Origin of the sequence: Streptomyces sp. NBC_00328 (genome assembly GCF_036139655.1) — a bacterium.
Lineage (GTDB): Bacteria > Actinomycetota > Actinomycetes > Streptomycetales > Streptomycetaceae > Streptomyces.
The window spans coordinates 1,614,949-1,634,314 of the sequence record NZ_CP108013.1 but is presented as its reverse complement, the minus strand read 5'-3'; the positions used below and the strand labels follow the sequence as shown (position 1 = coordinate 1,634,314).

At 69.2% G+C, this 19,366-nt stretch carries 20 protein-coding genes and 4 pseudogenes; 17 read left to right on the top strand and 7 right to left on the bottom strand.

What is annotated here, in order from left to right:
- Positions 1–316 precede the first annotated feature (316 nt).
- The 5 genes and pseudogenes from OG485_RS06990 (at position 317) to OG485_RS06970 (ending at position 2,652) form a co-directional block, all read left to right on the top strand.
- Positions 317–703 (top strand): hypothetical protein, encoded by a 387-nt coding sequence (locus OG485_RS06990; RefSeq protein WP_328665107.1) that lies wholly within the window; start codon positions 317–319, stop codon positions 701–703.
- Positions 704–725: 22 nt separating this feature from the next.
- A pseudogene (locus OG485_RS06985) lies at positions 726–914 on the top strand (IS5/IS1182 family transposase); the annotation flags it as partial.
- A gap of 167 nt (positions 915–1,081) precedes the next feature.
- Entirely contained in the window at positions 1,082–1,516 is a 435-nt protein-coding gene (locus tag OG485_RS06980; RefSeq protein ID WP_328665106.1) for a hypothetical protein, read from the top strand.
- A gap of 102 nt (positions 1,517–1,618) precedes the next feature.
- Positions 1,619–1,837, top strand: coding sequence for a YceI family protein (locus tag OG485_RS06975; RefSeq protein ID WP_328665105.1), 219 nt, complete (start codon positions 1,619–1,621; stop codon positions 1,835–1,837).
- A gap of 167 nt (positions 1,838–2,004) precedes the next feature.
- On the top strand, positions 2,005–2,652 hold the full coding sequence (locus OG485_RS06970; protein ID WP_328665104.1) for an SDR family NAD(P)-dependent oxidoreductase: 648 nt from the start codon (positions 2,005–2,007) through the stop codon (positions 2,650–2,652).
- A gap of 587 nt (positions 2,653–3,239) precedes the next feature.
- Here OG485_RS06970 and OG485_RS06965 read toward each other — a convergent pair.
- Positions 3,240–3,531, bottom strand: a pseudogene (locus OG485_RS06965) (IS5/IS1182 family transposase); the annotation flags it as partial.
- Between OG485_RS06965 and OG485_RS06960 the strand changes: the two are divergent.
- The 6 genes and pseudogenes from OG485_RS06960 to pheA all read left to right on the top strand — a co-directional run bounded on the left by OG485_RS06960 (position 3,494) and on the right by pheA (position 9,806).
- Positions 3,494–3,730, top strand: coding sequence for a VOC family protein (locus tag OG485_RS06960; RefSeq protein WP_328674260.1), 237 nt, complete (start codon positions 3,494–3,496; stop codon positions 3,728–3,730). The pseudogene OG485_RS06965 and the gene OG485_RS06960 overlap by 38 nt on opposite strands.
- A gap of 233 nt (positions 3,731–3,963) precedes the next feature.
- Positions 3,964–4,160: pseudogene (locus OG485_RS06955) on the top strand (LLM class F420-dependent oxidoreductase); the annotation flags it as partial.
- 636 nt (positions 4,161–4,796) lie between these two features.
- On the top strand, positions 4,797–7,553 hold the full coding sequence (locus OG485_RS06950) for a non-ribosomal peptide synthetase (protein ID WP_328665103.1): 2,757 nt from the start codon (positions 4,797–4,799) through the stop codon (positions 7,551–7,553).
- Positions 7,554–7,596: 43 nt separating this feature from the next.
- A complete protein-coding gene (locus OG485_RS06945; protein ID WP_328665102.1) occupies positions 7,597–8,520 on the top strand; it encodes an NAD-dependent epimerase/dehydratase family protein in 924 nt (307 codons plus the stop codon).
- Between the two features lie 17 nt (positions 8,521–8,537).
- Entirely contained in the window at positions 8,538–8,942 is a 405-nt protein-coding gene (locus tag OG485_RS06940; protein ID WP_328665101.1) for a nuclear transport factor 2 family protein, read from the top strand.
- Positions 8,943–8,951: 9 nt separating this feature from the next.
- Positions 8,952–9,806, top strand: a complete 855-nt coding sequence (gene pheA / locus OG485_RS06935; protein ID WP_328665100.1) for a prephenate dehydratase — start codon at positions 8,952–8,954, stop codon at positions 9,804–9,806.
- 98 nt (positions 9,807–9,904) lie between these two features.
- Here pheA and OG485_RS06930 read toward each other — a convergent pair whose 3' ends face one another.
- The gene (locus tag OG485_RS06930; protein ID WP_328665099.1) at positions 9,905–10,972 is read right to left on the bottom strand and encodes a LysR family transcriptional regulator; all 1,068 of its coding nucleotides are present in this window, start codon (positions 10,970–10,972) and stop codon (positions 9,905–9,907) included.
- A gap of 117 nt (positions 10,973–11,089) precedes the next feature.
- On the opposite strand from OG485_RS06930, the gene OG485_RS06925 reads away from it, so the two are divergent.
- Positions 11,090–11,761, top strand: a complete 672-nt coding sequence (locus tag OG485_RS06925; RefSeq protein WP_328665098.1) for an FMN-dependent NADH-azoreductase — start codon at positions 11,090–11,092, stop codon at positions 11,759–11,761.
- Between the two features lie 39 nt (positions 11,762–11,800).
- Here the strand turns inward: OG485_RS06925 and OG485_RS06920 are convergent, their stop codons facing one another.
- Positions 11,801–13,123, bottom strand: coding sequence for an FAD-binding oxidoreductase (locus tag OG485_RS06920; protein WP_328665097.1), 1,323 nt, complete (start codon positions 13,121–13,123; stop codon positions 11,801–11,803).
- Positions 13,120–13,443: a TetR family transcriptional regulator gene (locus OG485_RS06915; protein WP_328665096.1), complete on the bottom strand. Its 324-nt coding sequence runs from the start codon at positions 13,441–13,443 to the stop codon at positions 13,120–13,122. Before OG485_RS06915 ends, OG485_RS06920 begins: the two co-directional genes overlap by 4 nt.
- A gap of 724 nt (positions 13,444–14,167) precedes the next feature.
- On the opposite strand from OG485_RS06915, the gene OG485_RS06910 reads away from it, so the two are divergent.
- Positions 14,168–14,338 carry a hypothetical protein gene (locus OG485_RS06910; protein WP_328665095.1) on the top strand — a complete coding sequence of 57 codons (171 nt, stop codon included), beginning with the start codon at positions 14,168–14,170 and terminating at the stop codon, positions 14,336–14,338.
- A 174-nt stretch (positions 14,339–14,512) separates the two neighbouring features.
- On the opposite strand, the gene OG485_RS06905 is transcribed toward OG485_RS06910, so the two are convergent.
- On the bottom strand, positions 14,513–14,749 hold the full coding sequence (locus OG485_RS06905; RefSeq protein WP_328665094.1) for a hypothetical protein: 237 nt from the start codon (positions 14,747–14,749) through the stop codon (positions 14,513–14,515).
- On the opposite strand from OG485_RS06905, the gene OG485_RS06900 reads away from it, so the two are divergent.
- From OG485_RS06900 to OG485_RS06885, 4 genes and pseudogenes are all read left to right on the top strand, one after another.
- The gene (locus tag OG485_RS06900; protein ID WP_328665093.1) at positions 14,748–14,921 is read left to right on the top strand and encodes a hypothetical protein; all 174 of its coding nucleotides are present in this window, start codon (positions 14,748–14,750) and stop codon (positions 14,919–14,921) included. The two genes, OG485_RS06905 and OG485_RS06900, sit on opposite strands and share 2 nt — an antisense overlap.
- A 129-nt stretch (positions 14,922–15,050) precedes the next feature.
- A pseudogene (locus OG485_RS06895) lies at positions 15,051–15,473 on the top strand (transposase); the annotation flags it as partial.
- A 269-nt stretch (positions 15,474–15,742) separates the two neighbouring features.
- The gene (locus OG485_RS06890; RefSeq protein ID WP_328665092.1) at positions 15,743–16,960 is read left to right on the top strand and encodes an amidohydrolase family protein; all 1,218 of its coding nucleotides are present in this window, start codon (positions 15,743–15,745) and stop codon (positions 16,958–16,960) included.
- Between the two features lie 88 nt (positions 16,961–17,048).
- Positions 17,049–17,408, top strand: coding sequence for a zinc ribbon domain-containing protein YjdM (locus OG485_RS06885; RefSeq protein WP_328665091.1), 360 nt, complete (start codon positions 17,049–17,051; stop codon positions 17,406–17,408).
- Positions 17,409–17,767: 359 nt separating this feature from the next.
- Here OG485_RS06885 and OG485_RS06880 read toward each other — a convergent pair whose 3' ends face one another.
- Positions 17,768–18,142, bottom strand: coding sequence for a hypothetical protein (locus OG485_RS06880; RefSeq protein WP_328665090.1), 375 nt, complete (start codon positions 18,140–18,142; stop codon positions 17,768–17,770).
- A 407-nt stretch (positions 18,143–18,549) separates the two neighbouring features.
- Complete coding sequence (locus tag OG485_RS06875; RefSeq protein ID WP_328665089.1) at positions 18,550–19,296, bottom strand: aspartyl/asparaginyl beta-hydroxylase domain-containing protein; 747 nt, start codon at positions 19,294–19,296, stop codon at positions 18,550–18,552.
- Positions 19,297–19,366 lie beyond the last annotated feature (70 nt).

Here is a 19,366-nt window from a genome sequence, read left to right as displayed (position 1 = left end):
GTCGTCGTCGAATGCGGGTCAACGGCTGGTCGGGGGACCCGGCGTGTGCTGGTTGTAGCGGCGGGCGGCCCGCGGCCCGGTGGTTGAGCAGGCTCCCCCCAACTGCGTACCTTTTTCCGTCAACGTATGGGCGGCACGGCGATGCCGTGTCCATGCGCGATGCCGTCTCCGGCTGGGCCGTCGGCGTCGCCTTCACTGCCCGGCGCGTGTGCGAGCAGCCGGGCAGCGAACCCGCTGAGCCGGGTGACGGTGACGGGCGCCACGCCGTGCGCCACCGACGCGGCACGCGCTGCGGGAGTGAGAACCGTGCGCCGAGGTGGAGCGGATCGCTGACCTGTCGGAAGCCCGTCCGGAGGCGGCAGGAGAGGCGATCGCGGCCTTCAACGCGATGACCGGGCACGACTACGTGGCCCTCGACTTCGCTGAGTACTACGGCAGCAGGAGCCTGGAGGAGTTCGGCAGGGAGGCGGCCCGGCCGGCTCGCCCCATGGTTGCGGACATCGCCCGGGACGAGCTCGTGGAGATCGTTCGCAGACTCCTGAAAGCCGACCCGGAGAGTGACTGCTATCTGCGGCTCCTGGAGACGAACGTGTCGCATCCCCGGGTGAGTGACCTGGTCTTCCACCGTTTGGACAACCTTCGGGCATCGTCTGCGGAGCAGATTGTCGATGAGGCTCTGAAGTACCGACCGATTGCGCTTTGAGCTGCGTGGGAGGTCAGCTGGCGTGCTGGTCCACCCGTCGTCGATCGATCTGTCCAGCCGGACGCTGCGGCACCTGGCCAGGCAACCGGCCGATCACCGGCGGGAGATCGCCACGCGATGGCGGCGCCTGCCCGTCGGCTGGCAGGCCCTGCTCGCCCTGGCCCACCTGCGATGCGGCGACACGTACCCCGACCTCGCAGCCGATCCCGGGGCCGTGGGGCAATGCCCCGGGATCGGCTGACTGGCAGCTTCACCTGCACTGACCTGGTCCTGGGCCTCCGGGGCCCAGCCGGTGGGGGAGAATCGAATCGGCCCCCGTTTGACATGCTTCGAACGGATGGCAGGGTTGTATCCGGGGCCAATGTTGGGAGGCTCGGCATGGCATTCGGTTGGGCACGATCTTCCGCGGCTCGGCAACTTCCGCTCAGGCTCACGAGCGGCGCGTTCTTCCTGAATTCGGGGCTCTCGAAACTCGGTGCGGACGAGGCCACCGCCGAGAGGCTGCAGCAGTTCGCCGCCATGACCTACCCGTTCCTGGGCAGGCACGACTCCCACAAGTTCGTACGGCTGCTCGCCGCCGGTGAGCTCGCCATTGCCACGACACTGCTCCTGCCGGTCGTCCCTGCCGCTGTCGCCGGGGTTGCGCTCACCGCATTCTCCGTTGGCACCCTCGGGCTCTACCTGCGTACGCCGGGGATGCGACAGGAAGGCAGCCTGCGCCCGACCGAGCAGGGAATCGCGCTGGCCAAGGACGTCTGGATGCTGGGCATCGGCGTCTCTCTCATCGCCGAGGGTGTGTACGAACACCCGTGACGCACCACGAGCGCGTCAGCCCCCACGGCTGCCGTACGCGCTCCGTGACCGTCATCGGATCCGTCCTGGTTGAAGGGGGGTAGGTCAGGGGAGCATGTGGCCATGGCCAAATGGTTCTTCGAGCCCGGTCATACTGCGGCGGAGTTCCGCGCCAGGCACATGATGGTCACCTACGTGCGGGGGCAGCTCAAGAACGTGCACGGCTTGCTGGAGGTCGATGCCGACGAGCCGGAGAAGGCGCGCGTCGAGGCTACGGTTGACGCGACCCAGGTGTACACCGGCCGGTCAGCCCCAGCGCGACGCCCACCTCCGCAGTGCTGATTTCTTCGATGTCGAACACCACCCGACCTGGACGTTCGTCGGGTCGCGTGTTCATCAGGTGCAAGCGGACGGGTTCTCTGTGGCGGCTGGTCGCCGCGGTGGGGCAGCCCGGGTGCCGACGGATTCGGCAGTGAGAGGAGCGCTGAGCAGTGTCTACCTCGTCTACTGTGACCGTTGGGAGCCGGCGGGTCGCGGTCGTAACCCGCGGCGCTGGTGCGATCGGCGGTGCGATCGCGGCGCGGCTTGCGGTCAACCACACCGTGGTCGTGCTCGACCGCACCGGCGATGTCCCGGTCGATCTAGGTGATCCGGCCGATGTGCGCCGGTCCGCGCAACTGGTGCTGGACCGCTACGGCAGGTGCGATGTCCTGGTTCACTCGGCTGCAATGGTCGCCTTCGGACCGTTCGAGGACTTCGAACTCGACCTGTGGCGTCCGGTCCAGGCAGTGGACGTCGAGGTGGCGCTGCTGCTCAACCAGGCCTTCCCGGCGGGGATGCGTGAGCGGGACTTCGGCAGGGTGGTCTTCATCGTGTCCAACACGTTCTGGCGTCCCCCGGGCGCGCACATGCGCGCGTACGTGGCGTCCAAAGGGGCGTTGATCGGCATGACCCACGCCCTCGCCGTCGGGCTCGGCGGCCACGGGATCGCGGTCACGGCTGTGACCCCGGGGCTGACTCGCACTTCGGCTACCGGCGTCGTGCCGACGGCGGAGTTCGAGGAGTCGCGGCGCTCCAGGCGCTGCCCCGGCCGCTCACCCCCGACGACACCGCAGCCGTGGTGGCGATGCTCGTCGAAGAGGACGCCGCCGTGCTGACGGGCCGGTACTCACGGTCGACGGTGGCCTGGTGATGCGTTAGGAACGGGCGAGGCGGGAATCCGAACAGGGACTCCCGTGCACGGATCGCTTAGCGCCGGCCCCGACGTTACTGGGAAGGTCTCGGGGCCTGGGCATCGGCGCTGGTCTCGTTGTGCGTGGCCAGCAGCCATCCGTGCTCCTCGGGGCATCGCCGGGCGTTTCCCACGAGACGTGCGACGGCGGCGGATTGGGTGCGCGCGGACCACAGGATCGACACTCCACGCGGACCTCCGGCTGGACGATCCGGCGCGCGGCGTATCCGTGGTCGGCCGCGGCGGTGGGATAGGTGAACGAGGCGGCCGGCAGGCCGACCTCCCGGTTCGCCCGCAGTCGGGCGACCATGGCCTGGGGAGGCGGGTCGGTGAAGGCCTGGGATGTCTGGAACACCCAAGCTTGAACTGATTCCCCGTCAACGGAGAGGAAGGCGACTGCGAGCACCGGCCGTAACGCCGGAAGTCGCGACGGGGTGGATCAACCATCCCGGGTCGTTGCTCTGGTCGACGAGACGTCCATGTCATCCGGTCAGCGCCGCGGATCGATCGGTCAGGGCCCGCAGTCACCGTTATGCGCTTGGCGAGGTTGAGGTTGTCGCGCGATGTGGATCATGGCTTCGGAGCTGGCGGTGAGGGTCTCGTGGTCGCGGGCGAGGCGTCGGCGCAACATGATTCATCCCAGACTTCGCTCGACTACCCAACGCCGTTTCACGATATGGAAGCCGCGAACTCCGGGGTTTCTGTCGACGACTTCGACTTCGATTCCGAGGCGGTCGCCGTGCTCTACGACAGCGTTCTTGGAGCCGGTGCCAACCCGGCTCTTGGAGGCGGTCGGGTACGTCTTGTATCGAGCCCCTGAGCGGCCCGAGCAGAATGTGCCGCAGCACTTCCACCTCGACTTCGGTGCGCCGAAACTGGACGAGGCCGAGGAGAAGGCTCTCGCGCTCGGCGCGACCAAGGCCGCGGTTCGGCTCAGTGTCGGTCGGCTCCGTCGCGGATTCGTACGACAACGCGATGTCCGAGGCGCCGAAACGGCATCTTAAAGACTGAGCCGATCGAAATGCGTGACCGTGGAAGGGTGTCGGCCAGATCGAGTGGGTGATCTTCCAGGAGGTCACGCGGCAAAACGAAGAACGTCTCCACTCCGCCCCCAACTCGACTACGTACCGACTGCAGAGTACAGACACTGCAGGACCACTGGCGGATTCCGGAAGCAGGACTGCTGACCGCTTGAAACCGTGACCGGCGGACTCTGTGGAACTCGGGGCAGCTCAACCGGCCCGCCGCGATCGGCCGCGAGGTAGACGAGCTGAGGTCCAACGGTCTGGCCGGATTTCCCCCCAGGTCGTCGGGAACACTGGCCGCTACGCCGAGGCCGGCTCCCGGCGCTTCTGTCTCCAGATCCTCGACCTGCACGACCTGCACGACCTGCACGACCTGGACCACTTGGAGCTGGTCTCCTCCCAGGTGTAGGCGCACGGAAGGGAAGGATCCGGATGCCGCGCCGTCTCTTTCCGGTGCATGTCTCGATTACTTACGCCCACCGTCAGAAAAAACGGCACCGGGTTCTTTTGCAGCGCATCCGGAAGCGGCGATGTGACGGGCAGGTTGCTTGGATCGATGGTGCGCAGGTCAGAAATGGGACGCCTTTGTCGATTTTCCGCAGAACTCCGTCCTGTCGGTGTGTTCTCCCTCACGTCCAGTGAGGTTTGGCGGGCTTTTTTCCTCGTTTCTGGCACTTTCTGCTTCCCCTTTTAGCCCTTTGACAAGCCCGACCGCCGGTTCTTATTCTCGGCGAATATTCGGAGCCCCGATGCCGTGGCTCCGGCTCCAGGGGCCGGCCTGGTCGGCGGGGGACGATGAACAGGTGCTTGCCCAATCGGCCGGCGGAAATCGGATCCGACCCTTCCGCTTACTAGCTCTCTGGAGGGGCCGCGCCCGCCGCGCCGCCCTGCTTTCCCGGCCGCTGTCACCGCCACCCTTTCCGCACGCGTTCGAGCGTGACTCACCAGCACGTCCGAACGACTTTCCGCTTTCCGTACACCGTTCGGCACGCCGTTCCGGTGATCCCGGGCGCGACGGCCGACACAGAGGAAGAAGGCATCCCGCATGACCACAGCCGTGACGAGGACGCGGACCATCGTGGACCTGTTACGCGACGCCGCCCGGGACCACACGGAGTCCGGGTTGCGCTACCCCCGGGGCGCGGACGGCCAGGACGCACCCTTGCAGAGCTATTCCGGCCTCCTCGACGAGGCCCGCTCGGTCCTCACCGGCCTGCGGCAGCGCGGCCTCGCCCCAAGGGACAAGGTCGTCCTGCTCCTGGAGAAACCGCGGGAGTTCCTCGCCGCGTTCTGGGCCTGCCAGCTCGGCGGGTTCGTGCCATGCCCGATGGCCGCCCTGGGCGGCGACCCGGAGCGTTGGGCGGCCCAGCTTACGCACGTCGACACCCTTCTCGGCCATCCGCTGATCGTCACCAGCGCCACCCTCGCCGCCGAACTCCCGCGTGCCAAGGGCCTGTCCATCGTCCCGCTGGAGGATCTGCACGCCGAGCACCCCGCGGACTCCTTCCACGAGGCCGATCCCAAGGACACCGCCGTCCTCGTGCTGACGTCCGGCTCCACCGGCAATTCCAAGGCCGTGATGCTCAGCCATGCCAATCTGCTCGCCTCCATGGCCGCCAAGAACGGCTACCACGGGTTGACCGCCCAGGACATCAGCCTCAACTGGGTCTCCTTCGACCATGTCGCCGCCCTCCTCGAATGCCACCTGCTGCCGCTGTACGCGGGCAGCACCCAGCTGCACGTCGAAGCGCCCGTGGTGCTCCAGGAGCCGCTGAACTTCCTTCGGATCATCTCCGGCTTCGGCGTCACCATGACCTTCACCCCCAACTTCCTGCTGGGGCTGATCAATCCGCAGGCCGACCGGCTCGACGAGGAGGACGGCGACGAGATCGACCTGTCCCGGCTACGGCACGTCATCAGTGGCGGCGAGGCCGTCGTCCGCACCACCGGCGAGACCTTCCTCAGCCGCTTCGCGCCGTACGGGCTGCGTGCTGACGCCCTGTGGCCCGCGTTCGGCATGTCGGAGACCTGCGCCGGCAGCATCTACTCCGTCGATTTCCCGGCTGCCGACCAGGCCCAGGAGTTCGCCAACCTGGGACGGCCCGTCGAGGGGCTGTGCATCCGCGTCGCCGACGAGGCGCACCGCGAACTGCCCGCGGGCGGGGTGGGCGAGCTCCAGCTCAACGGCCCGATGATCACAACCGGTTACTACAACAACGAACAGGCCACGCAGGACGCCTTCACCCCCGACGGCTGGTTCCGCAGCGGTGACCTCGGCCGGATCGACGACGGCCGGCTCACCCTCGTCGGGCGCAACAAGGACAGCGTCATCGTCAATGGCGTCAACTACTTCAGCCACGACATCGAGACCCTCCTCGAAGGCCTCGACGACGTGGCCCACTCCTTTGTCGCCGCCTTCCCCACCCGCGCCCCCGGCAGCGACACCGAGCAACTCGTGGTCGCCTTCCATCCGGAGTGCGCCGACGGCGACGAGCTCGCCCTGTACCGGGTGCTGAGCGCGGTGCGCAGCAGCGTCGTCATGCACTGGGGCTTCCGGCCCGCACTCATCCTTCCGCTGCCGAAGGACGCCTTCCCCAAGACCAGCCTCGGCAAGATCCAGCGCGCGCTGATGCGCAAGCGGCTGGAGGCTGGGGCGTACGACGAGGTGAAGGGCGTCGTCGACGACCTGGTTCTGCGTCGGCTCGGCGGCTATACCGCGCCCAAGGGCGACACGGAGAAAGCCCTCGCCGGCATCTACGCAGAGATGTTCGACACCGGCCCCGACCGGATGAGTGTCACCGCCAACTTCTTCGACTTGGGCGGCACCTCACTCGACATCCTGCGCCTGCGTTCCCTGGTCGCCCAGCGCCTCGGCGCGGACGGCCTGCAGATCATCACCGTGCTGCGGGCCCCCACCGTGCGTGCCCTGGCCGCCCACCTGGACGGGGCCGCGGACGGCGAGGGGGAGTACGACCCGATCGTGGCGATGCAGGTCACCGGCGACAAAACCCCGCTGTTCTGCGTCCATCCGGGCGTCGGCGAGGTCCTCGTCTTCGTCAACCTCGCCAAGTACTTCGTGGGCGAACGGCCGTTCTACGCACTGCGTGCCCGCGGCTTCAACCCCGGCGAGAAGCCCTTCGAGAGCTTCGCCGAGATGGTCGACACGTACGTCAGAGCCATCCGCTCCCGCCAGCCGCACGGCCCGTACGCCGTCGCGGGGTACTCGTACGGCGGCGCGGTCGCCTTCGAGATAGCCAAGGTACTCGAAGCGCAGGGCGAGCGCGTCGACTTCGTCGGCAGCTTCAACCTGCCGCCGCACATCAAGTACCGCATGAACGAGCTGGACTTCGTCGAGACCGCCGCCAACCTGGCGTTCTTCCTGGAGCTGATCGACAAGAAGCAGTCGCTCGAACTGCCCGCACAGCTGCGGTCGTTGTCCAAGGATGAGCAGCTCGCACACTTCATCGAGCATGGGCCCGAGGGCCGCCTCGCCGAACTCGACCTCACCTTCGAGAGGTTCAAGGCATGGGCTGAACTCGCAGACGGCCTCACGAACCTCGGACGCGGCTACTCGCCCGGCGGCAGAGTCCGCTCGATGAGCGTCTTCTACGCCATCCCGCTGCGCGGCACCAAGGAGGACTGGCTGGACAACGAGCTGCGCCGCTGGGACGAACACGCCACCGGCGAGAACCGCTACATCGACGTACCCGGCGAGCACTACACGCTGATGGGCCCGGCGCACGTGGCGGCCTTCCAGTCGATCCTGCGCAAGGAGCTCGACCGCGCCCTCGGCGACGCCTGAACCCCACAGACCACCGACCCCCGACCCCGAGGAGGGGCAGTACGTGAACGGCAAGAAGATCCTGGTGACCGGTGCCACCGGACAGGTGGCGGGACCGGTGGCCGAGGCGCTGGCCGACGGCAACGAGGTGTGGGCGCTGGGCCGCTTCGGTGCCCCCGGGGCCGAGGAGAAGCTGACCCGGCACGGCATCCACACCTTCCACTGGGACATGGACGACACCGGCGCTGGCTCCCTCAAGGGCCTGCCGGAGGACTTCACCCACGTCTTCCACTCAGCGGTGCGCCGCGGCGAGGACGGCGACTTCAACGCGGCCGTCGAGGTCAACTCGGTCGCCGTGGGGCGCCTGATGACCCACTGCCGTACCGCGGAGGCGTTCCTGTACGTCTCCACCGGCGCCCTGTACGCCCGCCAGACCCTCGACCACAAGTACACCGAGACCGACCCGCTGGACGGCAAGGCCGACTGGCTGCCCGCCTATCCCGTGGTCAAGATCGCGGCCGAGGGTACGGTCCGGGCGTTCGCGCAGACCCTCGGCCTGCCGACTGTCATAGCCCGCCTCAACATCGCCTACGGGCCGGGCGGTTACGGCGGCGTGCCCATGCTCTACTTCAAACGGATGCTCGCGGGCGAGCCGATCCCGGTCCCGCTGGAGGGCCAGAACTGGACCTCGCTGCTGTACACAGACGACCTCGTCGAGCAGGTCCCGCACCTGTGGAACGCGGCGAGCGTCCCGGTGACCCTGACCAACTGGGGCGGCGACGAGTCCGTCGGCGTCACCGACTGCGTCCGCTACCTGGAGGAGCTCACGGGGGTCGAGGCGAAGCTCGTACCGAGCGAAGTCACCCGCGAGACCTACCAGTTCAACCCGACGCTGCGCCGATCGCTCACCGGACCGTGCAGGGTGCCGTGGCGCGAGGGCATCCGGCGCACCCTCGCGGCCCTTTACCCCGAACACCTCAAGAAGTGAGAGGAGCGGCTCCCGTCATGACCGACAGCACCGATCCGCTGGCACCGATCCACGCCGCCTACGCCGCCTTCGCAGCCCGCGACGCGGGCGCACTCCTGGACGCCTTCGACCCGGACATCGAGTGGGTGCATCCCGAGGGGATGGACAAGTACGGCCTCGGCGGCGCCAAGTACGGGCACGCCGGCGTCAAGGAGTTCCTCGCCCGCGTGCCCACCGTCCTCGGCGGCATGCGGCTGCACCCGGCCGAGTTCGTCCGCGAGGGCGAGCGTGTGGTCGTCTTCGGCCACCGGGACATCACCTCCCTGAGCGGGTACACGGAGACTCAGCCGTTCGTGCACTCCTGGGTCCTGCGCGGCGGACGGGCCGTCCGCATGGAGGACATCTTCGACACCGTCGCGTTCCACCGTGTGATCGAGAGCTGACGGGCGACGATGACGTACGCCTACCTCGGCCCGGAGGGGACCTTCACCCAGACCGCGCTGCGCCGGCTCCTGTCGGCGGTCCCTCCGGGCCGCGAACCGGCGCACCGCCCGTTCCCGAGCGTGCCCGCCGCACTGGAGGCGGCCCGCCGGGGTGAGTGCGAAGCGGCGGTGGTGCCGCTGGAGAACTCGGTGCGCGGCGTCGTACCCGCCACCATGGACCAGCTGGCCTCGGCGGAGATGCACATCAACGCCGAGGTCGAGGTGCCGGTGTCCTTCGCGCTCATGGCCCCCGAGGGTGTCGCGGCGGAGGAGGTGACCGTGGTGCACAGCCACCCGCACGCGCTGGGCCAGTGCGAGGACTGGCTGCGCACCCGGCTGCCCGGGGCCCGCACCCGGACCGCCGCCTCCACCGCCGCGGCCGCCCGGGAGGTCGCGGAGGCGGGCGCCCCCGCCCACGCGGCCATCGCGGCCGCGCCGGCCGCCGGCCTGTACGGGCTGCGGATCCTCGCCACCGGCCTGGGCCGGGAGGCGGGGGCCGTGACCCGGTTCGTGTCGGTGGCCCCCCGCTGGTCCCACCCGGCCCGGACCGCACGCGAGCGCACTTCCCTGCTGGTGTCATTGAGTACCGCGGGCCCGGCCCTCGTCCCCAACGTCCTCAACGAGTTCCGCACCCTCGGCATTGCCCTGTCCTGGATCCAGTCCTGGCCGACGGGCCGGGCACTCGGCAGCTACGACCTGTTCCTCGACGTCGACGCCCACATCGACACCCGCCCGCTGCGCCTGGCCATGGCGGCCGTGGAGGCTCGGGGCCTGGAGGTGCGCTTCCTGGGCAGCTATCCACGCTGGTCCGCCGCGCCCGGATGAACGGTCCGTCGCCGGGGCGGGAGCGAACCGGTCGCCGGGGCGGAAGCGGCTGGTCGGTCGGCGCGGAGGCAGTCGTCAGCCGGCGGCTGACGAGGCCCTCATGCCGTGGGCCGAGGAGGTTCTTCGGCCGCCGGCAGGCGCGACTCGTCCGCTGCGGGTCGGGGGTGCAGGCCGGCCTCGCCTCGGCACAGCTCGTCGGCCCCCGGCGGGTGGAGCTCGTCTGTCGTGGGGTGGCGGATCGGGCCCGCCGAGGACCGACGCAGTTCGTCGGCCGCCTCCCGTACGGCCGGCAGCAGGGCCGCCACCGGCGGGCTGTCCAGGGCGCCCTCGCGCACCACGAGGGTGATCCGGCGGATGGGCCGGATCCTCTTCAGAGCGATGCGGGCGACCGGATGCCCCGGCCGCTCGGGCACCAGGTCGGGGACGAGCGCGACGCCCCAGCCCAGCGAGACCAGCCCGAACACGGCCTGCATGTCCCCGATGTCGGAGACGATGTCGGGGACGAAACCGGCGTCGGCGCACAGATGCAGGACCAGCTGCCCGAGCCTGGACGTCCGGTCCAGCAGCCACGGCTGCTCCGCGAACTCGGCGAGGTCACGTGGCCCCTCGCTCCGGGCGAGCGGGTGACCGGGCGCGATGGCCAGGCGGATGCGGTCGCTGATCACCTCCTCCTCGTACAGCCCCGGCACCCGCGGCTCGGGCACCTGCGGGTAGCCGGAGGCCAGGACGGCGTCGAGACGCCCCAGCCGGACCGTCTGCCGGCCCTCGTCGGGATCGACGCCGTGCAGGGTGATGCGCAGTTCCGGATGACGTGCGCGCAACCGGTTCAACGCCGGCACCAGCAGGGCCGGCCCCTCGTGCAGCGGTACGCCCACCCGCAGCTCGCCGGTGACCTTGCCGTCTCGGGCGAGCAACTGCGCCTCCGCAGCCTCAAGTTGGGCGAGGACGCGCTCGGTGTGCGCCACCAGCAGTCGTCCGGCGGCGGTGAGTTCGGCCCGTTTGCTGCCGCGGTCCAGCAGCGCGGCGCCGGTCTCCGACTCCAGGGCGGACAGCTGCTGGGAGACCGCGGAACGCGTGTAGTTGAGTGCCTGCGCGGCCGCGGCGATCGAGCCCCGGGCCCCCACCTCGCGCAGCAGCACCAGTTTCCGTACGTCCAGCACCGTCATCCTCGCTAACGCTTCTGGTTAAGAAGTATCACGCCAGATTACGAGACAACGGTCCTGGCGGCGACTTCAATGGAGATCGACTCCTCCAACGCGCCAACCGGACAAGGGACTTCCGCCATGCCCACACTGCTCCATCTCGACTCCAGCCCCCGTCAGGGCTCGGTCTCCCGCCAGATCTCGGGCGAGTTCGCGGAGGCCTGGCGCAAGACCAACCCCGACGGCAGTTACGTCTACCGTGACCTGGCCGCCGACCCCGTACCGCACGTCGACCACGCGCAGATCGAGGTCATGCACCGCCTGGAGGCGGAGGGCGTGCGCGACCTCGAGGCGGCCCGCGAGGCGGCGCGGACACCCGAGGAGGTGGCGAGCTGGGCGGTGACCTGGCCGCTGATCGAGGAGCTCCTCGCGGCCGACACGATCCTGCTCGGCGTGCCGATGTACAACTTCTCGGTGCCGTCCACGTTCAAGGCGTGGTTCGACCGCGTCCTGATCGCGCCGCTGATCGCCGACCCGGCCACCGGCCAGGGCCCGCTCTCCGGCAAGAGGGTCGTCGTGGCCTCCGCGCGCGGCGGCGCCTACGGGCCGGGCACGCCCCGCCACGACTTCGACCACCAGGAGCCGTACCTGAAGGCGGCGCTCAGCATGGTGGGCCTCGCCTCCGACCTGACGTTCCTGCACGCGGAGCTGACCAAGTCGGCGCACGTGCCCCGGCTCCTCCAGTTCAAGGAGATGGCGGCCACGTCGTACCAGGCGGCGATCGACGGCGCCCGCACGCACGGCGAGGCCTGACAGCCCCGGTAAGTCCCCGGAAACCGCTCTCACCGGCTCTCACCGCAGCGGGAAGTTGCGGTCGAAGACGTTGTCCGGGTCGTACCGCGTCTTGAGCGCGCGCAGCCGGGTCAGGGCCGGCTCGGGGAACGCCTCGGCGAGGACCTCGGGGGAGCGGCGGGTGTCGAAGCTGAGGTACATGCCGTTCACCTCCGGGGCGAGCCGTGCCCAGTGGGCGTCGAGGGAGCGCACCCGTTCGGGCACGGTCGCGGAGAGAAGCTGGAAGTTCTGGGTGCGGTGGGCGTAGGCGGTGGCCGATGGACTGACGTCGTTGACCGCGCCGCCCACCGAACGGAACTGCCCCATCAGTACCTGCCCGGACGCCAGCGCGTCCGCGTGGGAGCGCGCGGTGTGCGTGGAGACGCGGTCGAGCAGTCCGGAGCGGGTGGCGCCCAGGCCCTGCCCGTGGTGCGGGGCGCCGCCGACCGGCAGCAGCGCCGGGTACGGGGCGAGCATCGCCTCCTGGCGCAGCAGCGGGCCCAGCCCCAGCAGGGGAGTCAACACCCGCTGGGCGGCGTCCGGTCGGTCTCCTGCGTAGACCGCGGCGACGTGGGCCATGGCCGGGCGGCCCGGTGCGGCGGGCATGAGGGTGAGGAAGCTCGTGAGCTCGCGGGGCGCGGCATCGAGGACGGCTCCCCACTCCTCGACGAGCGACGCGGTGTCCCGCGCGTCGAAGACCAGGTTGGCGAAAACGACATCGCCGGTCTCGGACGCCTCCAGCTCCACCGCCGTTACGACGCCGAAGTTGCCGCCCGCGCCCCGGACCGCCCAGAACAGGTCGGGGTGGTGCTCCGCGTCGGCGCGGACGAAAGTGCCGTCGGCCAGGACGATTTCGACGGCCGTCACATGGTCGATGGTCAGCCCGTCCCGCCGCGCGAACCAGCCCATGCCGCCCGCGGTGACCAGCCCGCCCACGCCCACGTCGCCGGTGTCTCCGGAGCTGATGGCGAGTCCGTGCGGGGCGAGGATCTGTGCGACTCTCCCCCAGCGGGCACCCGCGCCGATCCGGACCCGGCGTCGCGTCCGGTCCAGCACCGCGACGTCGTCGAGGCGGGAGACGTCAACGACGACACCGCCGTCGTTGGTCGACCGTCCGCTGATGCCGTGCCCGCCGCTGCGCACGGACACCACCGTGCCCCTGGTGCGGGCGTACGCCAGTGCCACGGCCGTCTCCTCCACGCTCTCGGGGAAGATCACCGTGGCCGGGGCGCCCCGGTGCACGTATCCGTGGCGCACCCGCTCGTAGCGGGCGTCGGACGGCAGGACCGTCCGGCCGGTGAGGGACGGGGGTAACGCGACGTGGGTGAGGCTCTGTTCCGTCATGACGGGGAGGTCCCTTCGGAGGACTCAGGAGGACCGACGGGCTCGAGGAGGCGCCGGAGAGTGCGCGTCAGGTACGCCACGAGCCGCTCCGGCATGGTCTCGGGCGGGCCGGGCAGCAGTTCGTGCAGGTCTCGGGGTCCGGGCACGGCCATGAGGAACAGCTGTTCCTTCGAGCCGAAGTGCCGCATGAGCAGACCGTGAGTGACACCGGCCCGCCCCGCCTCCAGAATCGCCTCGCGGTGGGCCTCGGGGGCGCGGACCCGTTTCCTGACTACGGCAGGGGTGCCGGGAGGTTCCTTACTGATCCTCTTAATGTACATCTGGTCATTGGTGCTGCCGATGGCTGCCCCGCTCGAAATGACCAGTTATTCGGTACCCCTTGAGGGATCCTTTCTGTGGGGCCGTACCGTGCTCGTCGTCGGCGCAGGCGGTGTCAGCGGGGAAGGGGCGACGCGCGCACTCCTGGAGCTGGGCGCCATCCCGGTCGCGGCCTGCCGCAGCGAGGCCCGGCCGCACGGCCTCGCCGGCCAGGTGGCCGACGCCGCGGAGGCCACATCCGTGGCGAAGTGCCGTTCGGTGACGCGCAGGACCGTGTCCCGGCTGACCGCGCGGTTGAACTTCTCCCCGTCAGGCTGTCGAAGATCGTGGGATCGAAACGCCGGCGTTGAACAGCGCGCATCCTCACAGCAGTTGCGCGGTGCCGACGAGTACGGATGCCGGCGCGAAGGTGACGAGGAGCGTGGGAGCGGAGTCGATGGTCTCGCCCCCGGCCGGTGCAAGGAGCACAGGTCCGCGGGCACATGGGGTGCGACGACGCGGCACCATGCCCGTGGGCGGTGACCACGGCCGAGTCGGATCGGCGAGGTCGACGTCTCCGCTGCCGCGAAGGCGAGCCGGTGACGGGCGTCGTGAAGTTGTCTGCTCTCGGCAAGCCCGTGCGGTTCGGCGGCGCCGCTGCCGGTAGGGCGTCTTCGGACGGATGACCGAGTGGCGGGGCGTCGCATGGGCCGGACGTGGTCCGGGCGGGTGGTCGGTGGGTTTGCCGTGCTGTGGCTCGTGGGGTGCCTGACCGTGGGCTGGCTGCTGTTCGGCGCCCGGCCGGCCGCGCTGACCGGCATCGCAGGGCCGACCGGCACCTTCGTGGTCGCCGGCTGCTTCGAGGGGCCGGAGGACACCGACGCCCACTGGGAAACGGGCACGGCACGCATGGCGTGAACACGTCCTCGTAACGGCTCTGTCGTGAGCGGACGGTGCGGCTTCCGAGCGGTCCGGCGGTCACTAAGATTGTGGCATGCGCACGCAAACGGGGAGAGTTCTCAGACTGACGGCTGTGACGGCGACGGTGGTGATGGCCCTCACGGGGTTCTCCGACGCAAGTCACAAGACCCGTCACGGCAACGACGGCGGGGGCGGTGGGTGCAGCAGCTCCAGCCAGGACCACGACGGCAGTTCGACGTCCACGACAGGTGGCGGCAGGTCTTCGGGGTCGAGTTCCGGCTCGACGGCCGACTCGGCGCAGAAGCCCGCCCAGAGTGCCTCGGCGATCCTGGTGAGATGCGCGTCGCCCGGCAATCCGTACGCCACCGTCGAGGTCCAGAATCCCAACGACCGTGAGGTGACCTTCATGGCGTACGTCACCTTCCTGTCGGAGCAGGGGATCCCGCTCGCCGAGCGCTTCGCCCCGATCACCGCCCCCGCCTACGGCGTGGGCACCGGGCAGATCGCGGTCGGTGACGAGGCCCTCGCTGAGCAGGTCTCCCAGTGCCAGGCCACCCAACAGGCCGAGCCGATAGGCTGACGAGGGCCGCTCGCGTCCTCGGCCGCGACAGCAGACCATCGCGAACCGTCCGGTCTACGTCGTGATGGCGGTGACCGTGGACGGCACCCGCGACATCCTCGGCATCCGGGCCGCCGACGGCGGCGAGGGCGGAACTCGTTCCGTTACGCGGCTCCTCAGGACTGGGACAAGGTCGCCAAGGCCCTCAGGCCGCCCGTCTACACCGCGCCCAGCAAGGACGCGGCGACGGAGCGGTTCCTGGAGTTTCAGGAAGCGTGGGGTCTGAAGTATCCGGCGATCGTGAAGCCGTGGTCGGACGCCTGGGACGAGTTCGTGCCCTTCCTCTCCTTCGACGTCGAGATCCGCAAGGTCATCTGCAGCACCAACGCGATCGAGAGCGTCAACGCCCGCATCCGCAGGGCTGTTCGTGCCCGTGGGCACTTCCCCGACGAAGCCGCCCTCAAGTGCATCTACATGGCACTGATGAGCCGGGACCCGACCGGGAAGCGGATCGCGCGCCAGATGCACGGACGAGCAGGCTTCATCCTCCTTCGCCACCGCGTCCTCCTCGGACAGCGGCACGCTCCGTCACCACCGAATGCGAGACAGGGCCCGGCTCCGACGGGCCCGGAGGACGTCTCCGGCGACCGGGTCAGGGCCGAGCCGCAGTTGTCGGCGCCGGTGTGCTGCAACTGCCGCCATGGGATCGTGCCGGTCCGGTGGCAGCCGACTGCTCCGTACGACGGAATTCGTCCCTCCGGCGGCGGCGCCCGGCGAGGCACCACTCCTGCTGCCAGGGCACCGTGGTGAGCCAGGGGACGGTGCCGCGAAGGGAAGTTCGAATGTCGCACTTGAGTCGGCGCGGTCTGCTCATAGCCGGTGGGGCCATGGCGTCCAGCACCACGCGGAAGTCCCGCGCCCTTACCGGGGGAGGGAGCGGTTCGAGTGGCACCGGGGGAGGTGACGACGCCTGGCGGGCGAAGATCGACGTGCACCACCATTTCACCGCACCGCAATGGGTGGACTGGGCGGAGCGCGAAGGGGTGGTGCGACGGGAGGAGCTGCTGTGGTGGGCGCGCTGGGATGTGGACTCCACGCTCGCGCTCATGGACCGGGTGGGGATCGCGACCGCCGTTCTCAACCCCACCATGCAGGACCGGTATCGCTCCGCGGAGCAGGCCAGGGAGGGGCTGTCCGTCGTCTTCGAGGCACTGACCGACTTGATGCACGAACACCCGGGCCGTTTCGCCTTCCTCTGCCCTGCCCTCCTGGATCACCCCGAAGTCACCACGTGGGCCCTCCGGCGGGCCTTCGACGAACTCGGTGCCGTCGGAGTCGGTGTGAAGGCGAGCTACAACGGCGTGTACCTGGGTGATCCCTCGTACGACCGCTTCCTCGCCGAGGTCGACGAACGTTCCGGGGTTCTCGTCACCCACCCACTCGATCTTCCGGGGAAACCGCCGGGGGTGCCCACGGTTCCCGGCATCCCGAACTTCATGTGCGACTTCCTGCTGGACACCACGCGTGCCGCTGTGAACATGATCCGCACAGGAACACTCGACCGGTATCCCCGCCTGTCCGTCGTCCTGCCGCACGCCGGCGGATTCCTTCCCCAGATCGCCACCCGCCTCGAGGCCTTCGGCGACTTCTGCACCCCGCCTCTCGACGCAGCCCGTGTGAGGGAGGCCCTCCGCCGTTTCCACTACGACACGGCGGGCCCGCTCGCTCCGGCGTGCACTCTGGTGGAGACGGCCGGTGCCGAGCGGATCCTCTTCGGCACGGACTGGCCTGCCGCCTCCGCCGAGATCATCACCGACTTCACGGTGCCTGCCGTCGAGGCCGACCATGCGTTCACCGAGCACCAGCGTCGCGGCATCTACCGCGACAACGCACAAAGACTCATGCCCGCATTGAAGCGGGCCGACCACACCGGTCCCCGGGGCAAGGACAGGCAGAGTGCGTATCGCGAACGGGGGGACGGAGCCGGTTCACCCCCGACGCCGGGGGCGTCCGACACCTCGGCCTCATCTCCCCGCGCCGGCTCGCCCGGATGCCGCTGACCAGGCCCGACAAGCTCAAGGCCGGGCATCACGAGCTCCTGGCCAAGCTCACCGCCGCCTGACGGCGAGGGCCGGATATTCTGACGGAATGATCGAAAATCTTCCTCCCTGTCCGACGTGCTCGTGCGAGTACACCTACGAGATGAACGCCCTGGTGGTGTGCCCGGAATGCGGCCACGAGTGGGTTCCCGCCGAAAGCGGTGCCGAGGTCGGGGCCGCCACCGGGGAGCGGGTCGTCAAGGACGCTGTCGGCAATGTGCTGCGGGACGGCGACAGCGTGGTCGTCGTCAAGGCGCTCAAGGTCAAGGGAAGCCCCTCGGGGATCAAGGCCGGTACCAAGGTGCGAGGTATCCGGTTGGTCGACGGCGTCGACGGCCACGACATCGACTGCAAGGTCGACGGCTTCGGGGCCATGCAGCTCAAGTCCAGCGTGGTGAAGAAGGCCTGACCTGCGGCTCGGGCGGCCCTCCCGAAGGCGACCGGTAGCCACGGCATCGCCGGCCGCCAGCTCGTAGACCACCTCGGCATGGGTGCCTCGCGGCCGCGCGGGACCCTGCCACTCCCGTCATCCGTTCATCCTGATCGGCTACGTGTGGAGATCCGCCCTGACCGGTGGCCAGTTGCTCCCCACGGTGCGGCGACGCCCGGGAGAGCGCCGCCGCAGGACGTGTCCGCCGTACCGGTCCTTCTCGCCTTTGCCCACGCGCATTCACTATTGAGATCATGCCGAATTGAGATCATGCCGATATGGCGACTTGAAGAATTCTTCATATCGTGGGCGCGGGTCGGCCCAGGGCTCCGGCCGGTCTAGATCTCCAGCTGTCCCTCGACGCGCTTGAGGTGGTGGCGGGCCATTGCCAGGTTCGAACGTCCCCTGTCGAGCACGAGGTACAGGAACAGGCCGTTGCCGCTGCGCCCGGTAACCGGCCGGATGAGGTGGTACTGGTTTCCGAGGGTGATCAGGATGTCCTCGATCCGGCTCTTGAGGCCCAGCTGCTCCATGGTGCGCACTTTCGCGCGGACGACATCCGTATTGCCGGCAGCGGCGATCGTCATGTCCAGATCCTTGCCCCCTCCCAGGGTGCCCAGGGCCATGCCGCTGGTGTAGTCGACCACGGCCGCCCCCAGTGCCCCCTCGGCCTCGGTCATCATTTCCTTCAGCGACACTTCCACACTCGCCATGGCGTCTCCCCTTGGTTGTCGGTCACGCGGCACGACGGGCACTGCCGGTACTGCCGCGTGACCGCACCGTATGCGCATGCCCGAGTCGCCAACGGAGCATCTCCGAGGCTGACATCCAGTGACCATGTGTAAGCGCAAGAGAACCGCTTATCGACTGCTCCTGCCCAAATTGAGCACCAGGGGTGCACTCAGAGCTCGCCCAGCACGCGCTCCTGAGCGCCTCCGGCCGGCCTCCGCGGAAGCCGCCGACTGCCCCCTGGACGATGCCGCCGCCGGCATTGACCTGCCCCACCATTTGGGCTCCAGGCTGACCTGCCCCACCTGACACCGCACACCCGCCACCGCGTAGCGAAGAGGGCCGCCCGATCCACGGCCGGGCAGCCCTCGACGAGATCTTCAGCAGCCTTCTAGCCCATCAGCTTGCGGATCTCAGTGATGAGACCGACGAGCGCCTCGCGCTCGGGGACAGTCGTTTCCGGGTGCCACAGGTCCACGAGGAGACAGGTGCGCGGCCTGGCGCCGTTGTTCCACGCCTCGTGCACGAAGGAGTAGTCGAACAGCAGGCACTCGCCCTCCTGCCAGCGCCGGGTTTCGTCGGCGACCGTAATGCCACACCCCTCGGGGATGTCGACCGCAAGGTGCAGATTGATGCTGAAGTTCCACAGGTCGCAGTGCGGGGCGATCGAGGCACCGGGAAGCAGCGTCGAGAAGTGGCTCTCCAGGAGGGGGCAGAGCTTGCCCTGCTCGATGACCTCGCGGGTGAGGATGGTGTACGCGGTGGGCACCAGGGCGGCCGAGGACTCGACCGGCCCGCCGTCGCGGAAGAGGTACAGCGCCTGCCAGTTCTCCTGGCGGCTCAGATAGTGCTCGTAGTCGGAGAAGGCGCTCTTGCGACCGGACCACGCGTCCGCGAGCTCCCGCTTGATGGCGCCGTGTCCGGCTTCGAAGGCGCGGACAACGGGTTCGATCTCGGGGTGCTCGTAGGGATCGTGCCAGGGTGTCCGGGATATCCCGGGCATGATCCACTTGGCGTCCTTCTGCAGCGGATGACGCTCCTGCCGCTTGGCGTACACCATCTCCTCGACGCGCGTGATGGAGCCGGCGCCGTGCCGGTCCTTCACGTCCTGGAAGATCTGATCTATTTCGGGTGTCATGTCTCCCTCTTTCTGGCCACGCGTGCCTGCTCCCCGCCGACTCGTCCGTCACCATGACAGGCGGATCCGC

Excerpts from the sequence above, each read along its gene's own strand:
- OG485_RS06980 (WP_328665106.1), top strand. The coding sequence starts at position 1,082 with ATGGCATTCGGTTGGGCACGATCTTCCGCGGCTCGGCAACTTCCGCTC.
- OG485_RS06975 (WP_328665105.1), top strand. The coding sequence starts at position 1,619 with ATGGCCAAATGGTTCTTCGAGCCCGGTCATACTGCGGCGGAGTTCCGC.
- OG485_RS06950 (WP_328665103.1), top strand. The coding sequence starts at position 4,797 with ATGACCACAGCCGTGACGAGGACGCGGACCATCGTGGACCTGTTACGC.
- OG485_RS06940 (WP_328665101.1), top strand. The coding sequence starts at position 8,538 with ATGACCGACAGCACCGATCCGCTGGCACCGATCCACGCCGCCTACGCC.
- pheA (WP_328665100.1), top strand. The coding sequence starts at position 8,952 with ATGACGTACGCCTACCTCGGCCCGGAGGGGACCTTCACCCAGACCGCG.
- OG485_RS06930 (WP_328665099.1), bottom strand. The coding sequence starts at position 10,972 with ATGACGGTGCTGGACGTACGGAAACTGGTGCTGCTGCGCGAGGTGGGG.
- OG485_RS06925 (WP_328665098.1), top strand. The coding sequence starts at position 11,090 with ATGCCCACACTGCTCCATCTCGACTCCAGCCCCCGTCAGGGCTCGGTC.
- OG485_RS06920 (WP_328665097.1), bottom strand. The coding sequence starts at position 13,123 with ATGACGGAACAGAGCCTCACCCACGTCGCGTTACCCCCGTCCCTCACC.
- OG485_RS06915 (WP_328665096.1), bottom strand. The coding sequence starts at position 13,443 with ATGTACATTAAGAGGATCAGTAAGGAACCTCCCGGCACCCCTGCCGTA.
- OG485_RS06900 (WP_328665093.1), top strand. The coding sequence starts at position 14,748 with ATGGCGTACGTCACCTTCCTGTCGGAGCAGGGGATCCCGCTCGCCGAG.
- OG485_RS06905 (WP_328665094.1), bottom strand. The coding sequence starts at position 14,749 with ATGAAGGTCACCTCACGGTCGTTGGGATTCTGGACCTCGACGGTGGCG.
- OG485_RS06890 (WP_328665092.1), top strand. The coding sequence starts at position 15,743 with ATGTCGCACTTGAGTCGGCGCGGTCTGCTCATAGCCGGTGGGGCCATG.
- OG485_RS06885 (WP_328665091.1), top strand. The coding sequence starts at position 17,049 with ATGATCGAAAATCTTCCTCCCTGTCCGACGTGCTCGTGCGAGTACACC.
- OG485_RS06880 (WP_328665090.1), bottom strand. The coding sequence starts at position 18,142 with ATGGCGAGTGTGGAAGTGTCGCTGAAGGAAATGATGACCGAGGCCGAG.
- OG485_RS06875 (WP_328665089.1), bottom strand. The coding sequence starts at position 19,296 with ATGACACCCGAAATAGATCAGATCTTCCAGGACGTGAAGGACCGGCAC.